We start from the raw sequence: 14284 nt of genomic DNA, 5'->3' as shown, positions 1-14284 counted from the left end.
GTCCTGCCCTGGTGGCAGGATTTTTTGTTTTATTATAGAATAATATATACATATATAGAAAATGCATCGGGCTCAATGAAGGAGGACTGACCTATGAACGATAGATACACACCGACATTTAATATTCACGAAGCCGTGCGCAAGACTTTACCTTATATGATGGAAATGCGCGAATATTTCCATGCCCATCCGGAATTGAGTGAAAAAGAATTCGATACGTGCAAGACGATATTCCAGGAACTGTCCCTCATGGGCATCGAAGACGTTAAAATCATCGCCGGCACAGGCGTCACCGGTCTGATCCACGGCGCCCTGCCCGGTCCAGTCATCCTCTTGCGGGCCGATATCGACGCCCTGCCGCTGACGGAAAAATTCGACTGCCCTTATTCGTCCCTCGTCGACGGCGTCATGCACGCCTGCGGCCATGACGGCCATGCAGCCAATCTCCTGGGCGTCGCCAAAATCCTCAACAAGCACAAAGACTGCCTGCGCGGCACGATCCGCCTGGCCTTCCAGCCGGCAGAAGAAGGCAACGGCGGCGCCGCCCGCATGATCGACGCCGGCATCCTCAACAACCCCCGCGTCGACTATGCCCTGGGCCTGCACGTCGCCGGCAGCCTGCCCAAGGGGTACGTCGGCATCGGCCGCGGTGAGATTTCGGCGTCCTGTGACGACTTCACCATCACCCTCCACGGCCGCGGCGGCCACGGCTCCCAGCCGTCCCTGTGCATCAGCCCCATCCAGATGGGCATCGACATCATCCAGTCCATCCAGAACTTCGTCTACAACTGCCATGCCGACGGCGATGGCGTCGTCCTCACCTTCGGCCAGTTCCAGGCCGGCCACAGCCCGAACGTCATCCCGGAAACGGCCGAACTGAAAGGGACCCTGCGGACATATAACGAAGAAAAGCGGAAACGCATCCTCGACGCCATTCAGGCCATCCTGAAAAATGTCACTACCACTTACGGCGGCACCTTCGACCTGGACGTCGTCCCCTTCTCGCCAGTCTGCGTCAATGACGACGGCGTCACCGACCGGGTCGTCCACATCCTCCAGGACCACTGTTCCCACCGCGTCGACCTGGTCCCCTTGAAGCGCGGCTCCGGCTCGGAAGACTTCGCTTATTTCAGCGCCGCCGTGCCCAGCTCGTTCTACTACGTCGGCGTCTACAGCGACGCACCGGTCATCGGCCATTCACCGGAATTCCATTGGGACAGCAACGCCTTGAAGTACATGTGCGAAACGATGCTCACCATCGTCTATTACTTTGAAAGTTATGCCTGAGCTTCCCAGTTGTCTAATTCCATATTGAGCGTATAATGAGGGGTATCCATCTTGAAAAAGGAGTGATACCCCTCATGGTATTCTGGTTCATCATCGAACACACGATGCTTCCCATTTTCTTTCTCGTCGTCCTCGGTTATTTCCTCGATAAGAAATTCCACCTCGACGTAAAGACCTTATCGAAGCTCATGTTTTTCCTGGTCATCCCCAGTTTCATCTTTACCAATATCTATACGACGCAATTCCCGGCGACGAGCATCAACATCATCGCGGCCATCGCCATCTTCATGGTCATCTGCTTCGTCATCGCCAACATCGTCGGCCGTATCCGCCACTACGATGCAGCCATGCTGGAATCGTGCCGCAATGCCTTCATGTTCAACAACACGGGAAATCTCGGCGTCGCCCTGATCATCCTCGTCTTTTCCCACGACCCCTTCGTCGTCAACGGCCAGACGCCGTATCTGGCCGAAGCTATGGTTGTACAGATCATCATCTTCATGATCCAGAGCATCTCCCTCAACACGCTCGGCCTCTATCAGGCCGGCCGGGGCCGCCTGACGGCCAGGGATACGCTATCTGTTATGTTCCACATGCCCCTGCTCTATGTCCTGGCTGCGGCCCTCATCGCCCGCTACGTCGGCTGGGACGCCAAGGACTTCTTCCTGTGGCCTATCATGGATATGGCCAGCAAGGCCCTCCTGCCCCTGGCCATGGTCAGCATCGGTGCCCAGTTGTCGCAGACGAAGATCCAATGGCTCGACAAGGACGTCTGGATTGTCAGCATCCTCAAGATGACGGTCCTGCCCCTCATCGGCCTGGCCATGATCTACCTGGCCAATGCCTTCCGGCCCGGCACGTTCACAGCCGTCAGTGCCACGGTCTTCCTCATCTACTGTGCCATCCCGACGGCCGTCAATACGGCCCTGTTTGCCATCGAGTTCGACAACAACCCCGATTACACCACGCAGGTCGTCATGAACACGACGGCCCTGAGCGCCGTATCCCTGACTTTCTATATTTTCCTGGGGCACATTCTTTTCGTCTGAATGATATACTTTTTATCTGTTCGTTACTAAAATCAATATATCCCAACTTTTATTAAAAGAATTTCAAAAAAAGTTATTGACATGACGCGTTTTTACTTATATAATGATTTCATCAACAGAATAGCAGCGGCAAAGGAGCCTGGAAAGAGAGAGCATAAACTATCTTTCCAGGCTTTTCGTATATTCTGGCGATAATAAAATATGACAGTAGACAATGATGTCTTTTCCCCGATGGTTCCATCAGGAAAGGCATCTTTTTTATTTGTCAGGAGGTTGGGAATTATGAAAAAATTATGGTCACGTTTAGGAGTGCTGCTCCCGTGTCTGCTCATGGCAGCGCCGGCAGCCTTCGCTTCCGATCCGGGGACGATCGATACAGGCGATACGGCCTGGGTCCTCATCAGCGCAGCCCTGGTATTCATCATGACACCGGGCCTTGGCTTCTTCTACGGCGGCATGGTCCGCAACAAGAACGTCTTGACGACGATTATGCAGAGCTTCTTCATCGTCGCCATGATTTCCGTAGAATGGATCCTCATCGGCTATGCCATGACTTTCGGTACGGATATTAATGGTTTCATCGGTTCTCTTGATAAAGTCGGTCTTACCGGCGTCGGCATGGCTGTCCTGGAAAACGGGACGATTCCGGAAATGGCTTTCGTCGCCTTCCAGTGCATGTTCGCCGTCATCACACCGGCCCTGATTACCGGCGCTTTCGCCGAACGCATGAAGTTCCACGCTTTCGTCGTCTTCATCCTGCTCTGGGCTATCTTCATCTACAACCCCATGGCACACTGGGTCTGGGGCGGCGGCTTCCTGGCTAAACTCGGTGCCCTCGACTTCGCCGGCGGCCTGGTCATCCACATCCTCTCCGGTGTTTCGGGCCTGACCCTCTGCGTCCTCCTGGGCAAACGCTATGGCTATGGGAAAATCCCCATGGTTCCGCATAACCTGCCTATGACCGTCCTCGGCGCAGCCCTCCTCTGGTTCGGCTGGTTCGGTTTCAACGCCGGCAGTGCTCTCGGCGCCAACGCACTGGCTGCCAGCGCGTTCATCGCTTCTCAGGCCGCTGCCGCTGCCGCTACGGTCACCTGGGTCGCTGTCGAATGGATTGTCCAGGGTAAACCGACCATCCTCGGTGCCGCTTCGGGCTGCATCGCCGGCCTGGTTGCCATCACACCGGCAGCCGGCTTCGTCGCTCCCCTGCCGGCCTTGATTATCGGCGCTGTCGGCGGTGTCATCTGCTACTTCGCCGTCGCCGTCGTCAAAGCCAAACTCGGTTACGACGATTCCCTCGACGCCTTCGGTATCCACGGTATCGGCGGTACATGGGGCTCCATCGCCACCGGCCTCTGGGCTACGACGGAAGTCAACCCGGCCGGGGCTGACGGCCTCTTCTACGGCAGCTCGGATCTGCTCGTCGCTCAGATTATTTCCACTGTCGTCGCTTACGCCCTGGCCATTGTCGGCACGTTCATCATCTTCAAGATCATCAGCCTCTTCATGACGGTCCGCACCGATAAGAATGAAGAAATCACAGGCCTGGACATTGGCGAACACGGCGAACGGGGTTATAATTATGCTATCATGTCCGGCAGCCCCTTCGGCGAAACGCCGGCGACGCCGCTCGGCAATGCATCCTTGGACAATGCCGCCGTCAACAACGCAGGCATTAACGGTCGTAACTTATAGAGGTGATACGAATGGAAGAACATCCGATTACAAAAGTAGAAATCATCACTCGTCCGAGTAAATTGGAAGAGCTCAAAGAAGCCCTGAACAACATCGGTGTCATGGGCATGACTGTCAGTCAGGTCTTCGGCTGCGGCCTCCAGAAAGGCTACGTCGAAGTCTACCGCGGCCAGCGGTACAACATCAACCTCCTGCCAGGCATTAAAGTCGAAACGGTCGTCTGTGAAGTGCCGGTCGACAAAGTCGTCGAAGTCGCCCAGAAAGTCTGCAAGACAGGCAAACCGGGCGACGGCAAGATCTTCATCTACCGCCTGAACGATGCCGTCCGCATCCGGACAGGCGAACGAGGACCTATCGCCATCATGGACGAAAAGTGAGTGTACAAACGGGGCTGCCGCATCGCGACAGCCCCTTTCAAGTTGTTAGTGGCTAGTTGTTAGTTGTTAGCGGATGGGTTTAAATTTAAAGGTCTTTTCTACAAACTATAAAGCACAAGGTGTTTCGCATGATGATATAAATCTTCGTATGACGGCCCCGCTTTTTGTTATTAGGGGCTAACAACTTATCATTTTTGCGCTATAATAGCGTCATGAAAGAAAAATCCACTGCAACTACTCACAAGAGGAGGAATTCAACGTATGGTCAAAATCGGCAATGTTGCCCTCGACAATGGCATGCCTAAAATCTGTGTCCCCCTTGTCGGTCATTCTACGAACGAACTCGTCCAGGAATGCCGCTATCTCCAGGATAAAATCTACGACGTCGTCGAACTGCGCATCGACTTCTTGAAAGACGTCACGTCCCTCGACGCTGTCGGCGAAGCTTTGGCCGCTGTCCGCCAGGAATTGCCAAACGGCGCTATCCTGTTCACGTTCCGTACTAAAGAAGAAGGCGGCGAAACGGAAGTTCCTGAAAGCTACTATTTCGACCTCATCGGCTACGCTATTAAAAGCGGTAAAGTCGATGCCGTCGACGTCGAATACTTCCGCGACCGCGCCAGCATCGAAAAAGCACTGGTCGTCGCGAAAGAACACGGCGTAACGGTCATCATGAGCAACCACGACTTCGACAAGACGCCGTCTTTCGATGAAATCACTGGCCGCCTCATGGGCATGAAGAAACTCGGCGCCGATGTGGCCAAACTGGCCTGCATGCCGAACTCGGCTAAAGACGTCCTGACCCTCTTGTCGGCAACAGAAGCCGTCAAATCCCAGTATCCCGATGAACCGATCATCACCATGTCCATGGGCAGACTCGGCGCCATCAGCCGCATCAGCGGGGAAATCTTCGGCTCTGCCCTGACCTTCGGTTCGGCTAAAAAAGCCTCTGCACCGGGCCAGCTGGAAGTCACGACATTGCAACAAATCCTGCGGGCCCTTCACTGAGGCCTTCATATATTTCTGATAAGTGCTTCAAGGGCATAGAGTACTTCTTCCATGCTTTTATCATTGACAATGCAATAATCAGCCGCTTCACGGTAAAGTGTGATGCGTTCTTCGTAGAGCCGGTAGACTTTCTGCCGGCCCTCTTTTAATAAGGGGCGGACAGCTACATCTACATCGGAGACGATATCATCTGGTGAACGGTCGATAAAAAATACTTTGCCCGTCTTTTTTAAAATAGCCATATTTTCCGGACGTTTGATGACGCCGCCGCCACAGGCAATGATAACGCCCTGCTTGGCAGCCAGCGTACGACTGGCTCGGACTTCGGCATCGCGGAAGCAGTCTTCACTGACGGCGAAGAGTTCCGGGATGGTCTTACCTTCCTGTTCTACGATGACGTCGTCGGCGTCGTAGAAATCACGTCCTAAGCGTTTCGCCAAAGCTTTCCCTAAAGTACTCTTACCGCATCCAGGCATGCCGATGAGGACAATATTGACCTTATCATTCATAATAAGATTCCATCTCCTTGGCAATTTGTTCAATCACAGACGAATCGATAGTCCGGCCCATCCAGATTTCTTCCGAACCGATGGCCTGAGCGACGAGCATGTACATGCCGTTCAGGGTCTTGGCGCCGTGGCGACGGGCGGCCTGCAAAATCTGCGTGTCTTTCGGGTTATAGACGATATCGACGACAGCCGGAAAGGCGGCGATGATACGTTCCGATGCAGGGCAGCCGTTGACGTCAGGGAACATGCCGACTGGCGTGCAGTTGACCAGGACGTCGCCGCCCTGAGAATATTCAAAGTCCTGATAATCGATAGTATCGGCACCGACGGTCTTCGTGAAGGCGTCGAATTCCGTCTTCGAGTGAGGATGGCGGGATACGACGGTAATCGACTTGGCACCGCTGTCGGCCAGGTACTGGATGATGGCCCGGGCACCGCCGCCGGAACCGAGGACGACGCAGTCCTTCTTTTGGATGCCGATACCGGCATGTTCCAGGGAGCGACCGAAGCCGCTGTAGTCTGTATTATAGCCAAAAATCCCGTTATCTGTAAAATGGAGCGTGTTGACAGCTCCGATGATGCGGGCTTCGCGGGAAATATCCGTCAAGTACGGCATGACGTCGAGTTTGTAGGGAATGGTGACATTGGCTCCCGTATACCCTTCGTCGCGCAGGCGCTGAAGTTCATTTGGGATATCGCTGCGGTCCATTTCCAGGACGCCATACTGATGCTGCCCTTCGGCCTGTAAAATCCTGAATAATTTTTCGTGGATAGCCGGGGAAGCCGTATGACCTAACTTAGCCCCGATGACGCCTAATTTCATCTACATTTCCTCCTTGGTCGGATACGTAATTCCCTAAGATTTTAAAATAATTGCAGTGTTCTGCCAAATTGCGCAGGACCCGGGATGTCGCCGGATTGCGCAGGTTGCCCATGACGTCGATGTGGAAAAAGTATTCAAAGGGCCGGCCCTTGAGGGGCCGCGATTCCAGATGAGTCATGTTCATGCCGTTATAGAAGAAGTAGCCCAGGACGTGATACAAGGCGCCTGGCCGGTGCTGTGTCGTCAGGACTAGGGTAATCTTGTCGGCCTCTGGCGACTGTTCCATATCGGCGGCGATGATGAAGAACCGCGTATAATTCATGGTATTGTCATTAATATGTTCCACCAGGACATCGAGGCCGTACATATCAGCTGCCGTCTTGTTGGCAATGGCAGCGATATGGGGGTCCTCCATTTTTTGAACCTGTTCGGCACTCTGAGAGGTACTGAAATAGGGGTGGAGCTGCCATTCGCCGTGGTGCTTGAGGTAACTGCGGCACTGGTTCAGGCCCTGCGGATGCGAATAGACTTCGCGGATGTCTTCGAGTTTCGTCCCTGGCAGGGTCAAGAGGCAATGCTCTACTTTGACGTATTTTTCGCCGACGACGCAGCAATCGTAGCGGTGGATGAGGTCGTATACATCGGTGATGCCGCCAGTCGATGAATTCTCGATGGGCAGGACGCCGTAACGAGCCTGACGGGTAGCGACAGCCTGAACGACGTCTTCAAAGTGAGAGCCATAAGCAGGCGAAATATTCTTGCCGGCAAAATAAGACTTCATGGCTTCATACGTATACGATCCGGGCTGGCCGAAACAGGCGATGTTCAATGGCATATCTTCAGACGCATCCATTACCAGCACCGCCCTTTCTCTGACAAGCAGACGTCGAGGATAGCCCAGGCAGCGGCCGCTTCGACGACGGGAATGGCGCGCTGGACGATGCAGGGATCGTGGCGGCCCTTGATGACGAGGTCGCAGTTTTCCTTCGTGTCCGTGTCGATGGTTTCCTGTTTCTGGCTAATCGACGCCGTCGGCTTGACGGCCAGGCGGAAGACGACAGGCATGCCGTTGGTGATGCCGCCGTTGATGCCTCCGTTGTGGTTGGTCCGGGTCTTGACGGCATCGCCATCGTAATAAAAGGCGTCGTTGGCCTGGGAGCCGCGGAGGTCAGCCAGGGCGAAGCCGTCGCCGAATTCGATGCCCTTGACGGCCGGTACGGAGAACATCATGTGACTGAGCTGGCTTTCGACAGAGTCGAAGAACGGGTCGCCGATGCCGGCAGGAAGGCCTGTCACCATACATTCGATGACGCCGCCGACGGAATCGAGGTCGTTCTTGGCCTCCAGGATTTTTTCTTCCATCGGGCCGGCCTGGGCCTTATCGAGGACGGGCAGTGTTTCCTTTTTCAGCGCCTGCAGGGTTTCTGCTGTTTCCCCGGCAGCATCAAAGGGCTTGTCGGCGATGCCGGCCAGGCGCAGGATATGGGAGCCGATGGTAATGCCGTGGCGGGCCAGTATCTGCGAAGCGACGGCACCGGCAAAGACCAGGGGCGCCGTCAGACGGCCTGAGAAGTGGCCGCCGCCGCGGTAATCGTTGAAACCGCCATAGCGTATCTTGCCGGAATAATCGGCATGGCCAGGCCGCATGATGTGGCGCAGCTGGTCGTAATCCCGCGAGTGCTGGTCACTGTTGCGGATGATAGCGCACAGCGGCGTCCCCGTCGTATGGCCGTTGAAAAAGCCGCTTTGTACTTCAAAGGCATCTTTTTCCGAGCGGGCCGTAGACATTTTATTCTTCCCCGGCGCGCGGCGGGCCATTTCAGCCCGGACGGCGTCCCAGTCGATGGCCTCGCCCGACGGCAGGCCGTCGAGGACGGCGCCGATAGAAAGGCCGTGAGATTCACCGAAAATCGTAAGGCCGATCGTTCTTCCAAAGGTATTCATTTTACTCCCCCTCCTTTTGGATGATGCCGCCTAAGGCCTGGAAATCCTGCCAGAATTCCGGATACGATTTGCGGACACACTCAGCGCCTTCGATGCGCAGCGGCTGGCTGCAGCGCTGGGATGCGACGGCCAGGGCCATGGCGATGCGATGGTCGTTCCAGCCGTTGACCGTACCACCGGTAAAACCGCCGACACCGTGGATGATGAGGCCTTCGTCTTCTTCTTCGATATCGCCGCCGATTTTGTTGAGCTCTGTGGCCATGGCGTGCAGACGGTCACATTCTTTCAAGCGGACCCGGCCGGCATGGATGATGCGGGTAATGCCCTTGGCACAGGACGCCAGGACGGTCAGGACCGGGACCAGGTCCGGGCAGTCTTCGACGTCGATGACTCGTCCAGTCAGTTCTGACGGGCAGGCCGTCAATTCCGTCTTGCCTTCGACCTGGCCGCCCATGTCGCGGATGAGAGAGACGATGACTTCGTCGCCCTGAGACGATTTCGACCGCAGACCCGTGCAGCAGATAGCCCGGCCCAGGCTGCCAGCCGAGAGCCAGAAAGCGGCCTGGGAATAATCACCTTCGACGACATAAGTCCCGGATCGATAGTGCTGATTGCCAGGAATCCGATAGGAGCCGTCCCATTCTTTATCGATGACGATGCCGTGCTGGCGCAGGCAGTCGAGGGTCATGTCGACATAGCTGGCCGATTCCAGCGGCGTCGTACTGCGCAGGACCGAGTCGCCGTCGAGAAGGGGCAAGGTCATGAGCAGGCCCGTGAAGAATTGAGAGCTGACGTCGCCGGCCAGGGAATACGTCCCGGGCTGCAAGGTCCCCGATACGGTCAGGGGCAGGGCGCCTTCCGTCGTTTCATAAGTGATGCCCTTTTCATCAAAGAGTTCATAATACGGCGTCAACGGCCGTTTGGCCAGGCGGCCTTTGCCGGAAAAAGTAACCTTATTGCCGCTGAGGATGGCGACGGGAATGAGGAAGCGCAAGGTCGATCCCGATTCATTGGCATCGACGGCCAGCGGCTGGCCCTGAGGCTTCAAGCCGCCTTGGACGCGATAGGCAGCCCGGCCGGAATGAGCTGAAACGGCAGGTGTGATGTCGGCCCCTAAAGCCTTCAGGATATCACACGTCGCTTCGATGTCCTGGGATAGGGAGATGTTGTCGACCAGGCTTTCCCCTTCGGCCAGGGCCGCGCAGATGAGGTCGCGGTGGCCGATACTTTTAGAAGAAGGCGCTTCTACCGTCCCTTGTAAGGTATGTGGTGTAATGATGACATTCATTGGGCGTCCTTCTTTCGGATGTATTTCGGCAGGTCTTCCGCAGCCAGCGGCAGCAGGCGGGCCTTGCCGATTTCTTCGATAATGACCAGGGTAATATGGTTGCCGCGCATCTTCTTATCATTGCTGATGTAAGGGATGAGTTCTTCAGCCGATGCATCGACATCGATCGGCAGGCCATACTGTTCGAGGACCTTGCGCAGCCGCGCCGTCGTCCCGGCTTTCGTCAGCCCCATGGCTTCGGTGACACCGGTCAGCATGGACATGCCGGCAGCGACGCCTTCACCGTGGGTGTAGTGGCCAAAACCATAACAGCCTTCGATAGCATGGCCGATAGTATGACCAAAGTTCAACATCATACGTTCGCCCATATCAAAGACATCGTGTTCAACGATATCGGCCTTGCTCTGGCAACAGCGTTCGATGATTTCTTCCCAATGCTCGAAAACAGACTGGTCATCGAGCTTTTCCAGGAGTTCAAAGAGGGCCAGGTCGCGGATGCAGCCGTATTTGATGACTTCCCCCATACCGTCGTGGATGAAGCGCTTGGGCAGCGTCGATAGCAGTGCCGGATCGATGAGGACGCCTTTGGGCTGGTAAAAATTGCCGGCCTGATTCTTGCCGCTGGGCAGGTCGATGGCAACTTTTCCTCCAACGCTGCTGTCGACTTGGGAAATAATCGTCGTCGGAATCTGGATAAAGGGAACGCCGCGCAAGAAGGTCGCTGCCGCGAAGCCGCCGAGGTCGCCGGTAACGCCGCCACCGAAAGTCAGGATACAATCGCTGCGGGTAATGCCAGCATCAGAGAGCTGCTGATAGAGGTCTAGGAGGGTCGCTGCGCATTTGTGTTCTTCCCCGGCCGGAAAGACCAGGCGGTGAACGCGGAAGCCAGCCTTTGTTAGAACCGTTTCCAATCGCTGACCGTAGAGGGCATCGACGTTCGAATCACTAATGACAGCCAGGTTCTGCGATTTCGTCAGGTTGCGGATATAATCGCCAGCCCGGTCGAGAAGGCCATTTTCAATATGGATATCATAAGAGTCTTTTCCTAAATCAACGTGAATGTGTTTCATGAACTAATTCCCTTCTCCGCATAGCGGCTTGCTGTAAAAAACGGGTCATCTCTTGGGCATCTTCTTCGGCCAGCATGGTCGAGAAAGATTGCAGGGCTGCGCTGAAGCGGTTGATTTCATACAAGAGGTTGTCTTTATTGGATAAGAACAGCTTGGTCCACAGCGGCGCATTGATGTCGGCAACCCGCGTCCCATCGCGGAAACTGCCGGCTACAAAATACTTGGTCAGCGTATTCATGGATTCGCTGTTGACCAGAGCCGTCGCCAGGACGTGGGGCAGGCTGCTGGTATAAGCGATGAAGCGGTCGTGGTCTTCCGGCGTCACGCGGACGACGTGGGAACAGCCCAGGGCCATGGCCATATCCTTCACAGCCCGGATATGGTCTTCGTCGTTGCCCGCCATGGGGACGAGGATATAATTGGCACCGTTGAAGATATCGGCACTGGCCATGGCATACCCCCGGCCTTCACGGCCTGCCATGGGGTGACCGGGCACGAAATCAACGCCTTCCGGGAGAAGAGCGGCAATAGCCGTCGCCGTATCCCCTTTGATACCGGCTACGTCCGTCAAGACCGCCCCCGGTGCAAAGAAGGCTTTATTTTCTGCCAGGAATCGTATCATCACATCAGCGGCCGTACAAAAGATGACCAGATCCGCCTGCTTCAATGCCTTACTGCCAGCCGTATAGATTTCATCGACCATGCCTTCCTGCTTAGCCTGGTGGAGGGCTTTTTCATCGGGATCGATGGCGATGATATGTCCGACGCCGATGCGCCGCAGGCCGCGGGCATAGGAACCGCCGATGAGGCCCAGGCCGACGATGGCCACAGTCTGTTTCGTATTAAAACCACTAGCTTCCTTATCCATGATTGTCTCCCCCTGTATCCCTTATATTTCCCGGCCGACGACGGGTGCCAGTTTGCGGAGCGAATCCATGAGGTCGGCGAACATGGCCGGCGTAATCGACTGAGCGCCATCGCACCAAGCCCTGTCCGGGTCGTTGTGGACTTCGATCATCAGGCCGTCAGCCCCGGCAGCAACGGCGGCTTTGGCTAGGTCGGCTACCATCCAGCGCTTACCCGTCGCATGGCTCGGGTCGACGACGATGGGCAGGTGGCTCTGGCGTTTGACGGCCAGGACGGCACTCAAGTCGAGGGTGTTGCGGGTGTACGTTTCAAACGTCCGGATTCCCCGTTCGCAGAGGATGACGTTGTGGTTGCCTTCGGCCATGATGTATTCAGCCGACATGAGCCATTCTTCGATGGTCGCGCTCAGGCCCCGCTTGAGCAGGACCGGCTTGCGCGTCTTACCGACGGCTTTGAGGAGGTCGAAGTTCTGCATGTTCCGGGCCCCGATCTGGATGATGTCGACGCCATCTTCGAGGAAGACCGGCAGTTTGTCGGCCGACATGATTTCCGTAATGACCGGCAGTTTCGCCTTGCGGCCGGCGTCGCGGAGCATGTCGAGGCCCTTGTTGCCTAAACCCTGGAAGGAGTACGGCGAAGTACGCGGCTTGAAAGCACCGCCGCGAAGGATGTTGGCACCGGCCTTGGCGACGTCGTAGGCGACGCCTTCGATCTGGTCCGGCGTTTCAATGGAGCAGGGACCGGCGATGACGGCAAGTTTCTTGCCGCCAATGGTCACGCCGCTGTTACCGACGGGAATGACCGAATCCTGGGGATGGAACGCCCGGCTGGCCCGTTTGTACGGGACTTCGACGCGCATGACCTTGTCGACACATTCATAGCTCTGTATCTGTTCGACATCGACGACTTCCGTATTGCCGACGAGGCCCATGACAGTCTGGCGGGCGCCTTTACTGATATCGACCTGCAGGCCCTTGGCCTTGATGGCATCGACTAATTTTTTCGCTTCTTCTTTCGGTGTGTTTGCTTTCAATACAATGATCATAACTTTTTCCTCCATTCCAGCAACAAAAAAAGCAGGCTCACATGAGCCTGCTTCTAAGATTCTCGTTTATCGCCTTTTCCTCGCGTCTTGCTTAGGCAGCCATAGCCGGCTGGCACGGAAAAGGTGGAAGTCTTCTCATGCTTACATCGGTTTTATTGAATTCGTCGTAGCAAAAATAACCAGCGCTAAAATACAGGTAGCCCCAGCTAAAATAAGTAAAGACGTATTCAATTACCTGATGTAAGAATGACGTGTTCATAGGAATCTCCTTGTGCAACATTTAAAAATTCGTTGTCGTCATTGTATACCCCGGGGAAATAATTGTCAAGGTAAAAAAGCAGGGATTCTCTGTATAGATATGAGAATCCCCGTGGACAATCGTTTTACTGACGGATATATTGTATACTATTTTCGCATATCATCTATGTCTTTTACCAAGAAGGCGGAATGGCTGTCGTGACGACGCGGAACGTATAGCCCTGCCCTTTCAGGAGATGGATGATGTCCGGCAGGGCGTCGACGGTCGCACCGTGGCCATAGGCATCGTGCATGAGGATGACCAGATGGCGATGGAGATAGGGCCGCAATTGCAGCTGCTGCTTTATGTTTTCCACTTCTTTATCGGCTGTCTTGCCCGTCCCGTCAGCATCGCCGGTCAAGGCATTCCAGCCGACTTCGATATAGCCGATGTTGTTGATAGCCGTCCAGAAGTCCTTGGTGAAGTGCCCTTCCGTACCGCCAGGGGCGCGAGAAATGATGGGCCGGACGCCGAGAATCTTATAAATTTCTTCTTCTGTCTGCAAGAGCTCGTCCGTATAAGCCTTGGGCGAAACGTATATTTTCTTATAATCATGCGTATACGAATGGACGCCGATGGCATTGCCAGACTGGTAGATTTTCTTGACCACATCAGGGTAGCGGACGACATTCTGGCCGGTCAGGAAGAAGGTAGCATGGATGTTTTCCTTTTTCAGGATATCCAGAATGCGCGACGTATTCTTATCGTTCGGGCCGTCGTCAAAGGTCAGATAGACGACGTTGTCACCATAATAATAATCCCGCGTCTTGCCGTATGTCGTGGGCAGGCCCTTTTCCTGACGCTGCCGGGTCGTATATTTATCGTACACCGGTTTATCATTATCGACAGGAGGCAGGGAGAAATCATCACCGATCAGAGCTACGTCAGGCTTGCTGGAAAGGACCTGCGGCACCGGGATATGCCGGGCTTCGGCCGCTGCCATGACGCGGTCGCGGTCGAAATTCAGGAAAAGCCCCAGCGAAGCCAGGAAGAAAAGTAAGATACATCCCAAAAACAGTCTGCCTTT

The 14284-nt window shown here is 55.2% G+C and carries 14 protein-coding genes; 5 read left to right on the top strand and 9 right to left on the bottom strand.

Annotated features, from left to right (window positions below):
* The first annotated feature begins 93 nt into the window (after positions 1-93).
* From WMO23_RS00360 to aroD, 5 genes are all read left to right on the top strand, one after another.
* A complete protein-coding gene (locus WMO23_RS00360; protein WP_349173005.1) occupies positions 94-1287 on the top strand; it encodes a M20 metallopeptidase family protein in 1194 nt (397 codons plus the stop codon).
* 74 nt (positions 1288-1361) lie between these two features.
* Complete coding sequence (locus tag WMO23_RS00355) at positions 1362-2336, top strand: AEC family transporter (RefSeq protein ID WP_020309716.1); 975 nt, start codon at positions 1362-1364, stop codon at positions 2334-2336.
* A gap of 282 nt (positions 2337-2618) precedes the next feature.
* Positions 2619-4028, top strand: coding sequence for an ammonium transporter (locus WMO23_RS00350; protein ID WP_020309715.1), 1410 nt, complete (start codon positions 2619-2621; stop codon positions 4026-4028).
* Positions 4029-4039: 11 nt separating this feature from the next.
* Entirely contained in the window at positions 4040-4405 is a 366-nt protein-coding gene (locus WMO23_RS00345; RefSeq protein ID WP_020309714.1) for a P-II family nitrogen regulator, read from the top strand.
* 261 nt (positions 4406-4666) lie between these two features.
* A complete protein-coding gene (gene aroD / locus WMO23_RS00340) occupies positions 4667-5413 on the top strand; it encodes a type I 3-dehydroquinate dehydratase (protein ID WP_292281974.1) in 747 nt (248 codons plus the stop codon).
* A 5-nt stretch (positions 5414-5418) separates the two neighbouring features.
* Here the strand turns inward: aroD and WMO23_RS00335 are convergent, their stop codons facing one another.
* From WMO23_RS00335 to WMO23_RS00295, 9 genes are all read right to left on the bottom strand, one after another.
* Positions 5419-5922: a shikimate kinase gene (locus tag WMO23_RS00335; protein ID WP_020309712.1), complete on the bottom strand. Its 504-nt coding sequence runs from the start codon at positions 5920-5922 to the stop codon at positions 5419-5421.
* Positions 5915-6745 carry a shikimate dehydrogenase family protein gene (locus WMO23_RS00330; RefSeq protein WP_292108104.1) on the bottom strand — a complete coding sequence of 277 codons (831 nt, stop codon included), beginning with the start codon at positions 6743-6745 and terminating at the stop codon, positions 5915-5917. The genes WMO23_RS00335 and WMO23_RS00330 overlap by 8 nt, the downstream gene beginning before the upstream one ends.
* A complete protein-coding gene (gene pheA / locus WMO23_RS00325) occupies positions 6720-7580 on the bottom strand; it encodes a prephenate dehydratase (protein WP_349173002.1) in 861 nt (286 codons plus the stop codon). Before pheA ends, WMO23_RS00330 begins: the two co-directional genes overlap by 26 nt.
* Before the next feature lie 17 nt (positions 7581-7597).
* Entirely contained in the window at positions 7598-8689 is a 1092-nt protein-coding gene (aroC, locus tag WMO23_RS00320) for a chorismate synthase (protein WP_292299377.1), read from the bottom strand.
* Between the two features lies 1 nt (position 8690).
* Positions 8691-9977, bottom strand: a complete 1287-nt coding sequence (aroA, locus tag WMO23_RS00315) for a 3-phosphoshikimate 1-carboxyvinyltransferase (protein ID WP_292108107.1) — start codon at positions 9975-9977, stop codon at positions 8691-8693.
* Positions 9974-11047: a 3-dehydroquinate synthase gene (gene aroB / locus WMO23_RS00310; protein ID WP_292108108.1), complete on the bottom strand. Its 1074-nt coding sequence runs from the start codon at positions 11045-11047 to the stop codon at positions 9974-9976. Before aroB ends, aroA begins: the two co-directional genes overlap by 4 nt.
* Positions 11028-11915, bottom strand: a complete 888-nt coding sequence (locus WMO23_RS00305) for a prephenate dehydrogenase (protein WP_292108109.1) — start codon at positions 11913-11915, stop codon at positions 11028-11030. The genes aroB and WMO23_RS00305 overlap by 20 nt, the downstream gene beginning before the upstream one ends.
* Positions 11916-11936: 21 nt before the next feature.
* Entirely contained in the window at positions 11937-12959 is a 1023-nt protein-coding gene (gene aroF, locus WMO23_RS00300) for a 3-deoxy-7-phosphoheptulonate synthase (RefSeq protein WP_020309704.1), read from the bottom strand.
* A 431-nt stretch (positions 12960-13390) separates the two neighbouring features.
* The gene (locus WMO23_RS00295) at positions 13391-14269 is read right to left on the bottom strand and encodes a polysaccharide deacetylase family protein (RefSeq protein WP_239639540.1); all 879 of its coding nucleotides are present in this window, start codon (positions 14267-14269) and stop codon (positions 13391-13393) included.
* Between the last annotated feature and the right edge of the window lie 15 nt (positions 14270-14284).

It is taken from the genome of Megasphaera intestinihominis, from assembly GCF_040096415.1.
GTDB lineage: Bacteria > Bacillota > Negativicutes > Veillonellales > Megasphaeraceae > Megasphaera > Megasphaera intestinihominis.
Note: the sequence above shows the minus strand (reverse complement) of the source record. Positions and strands in the feature narration are given on the sequence as shown.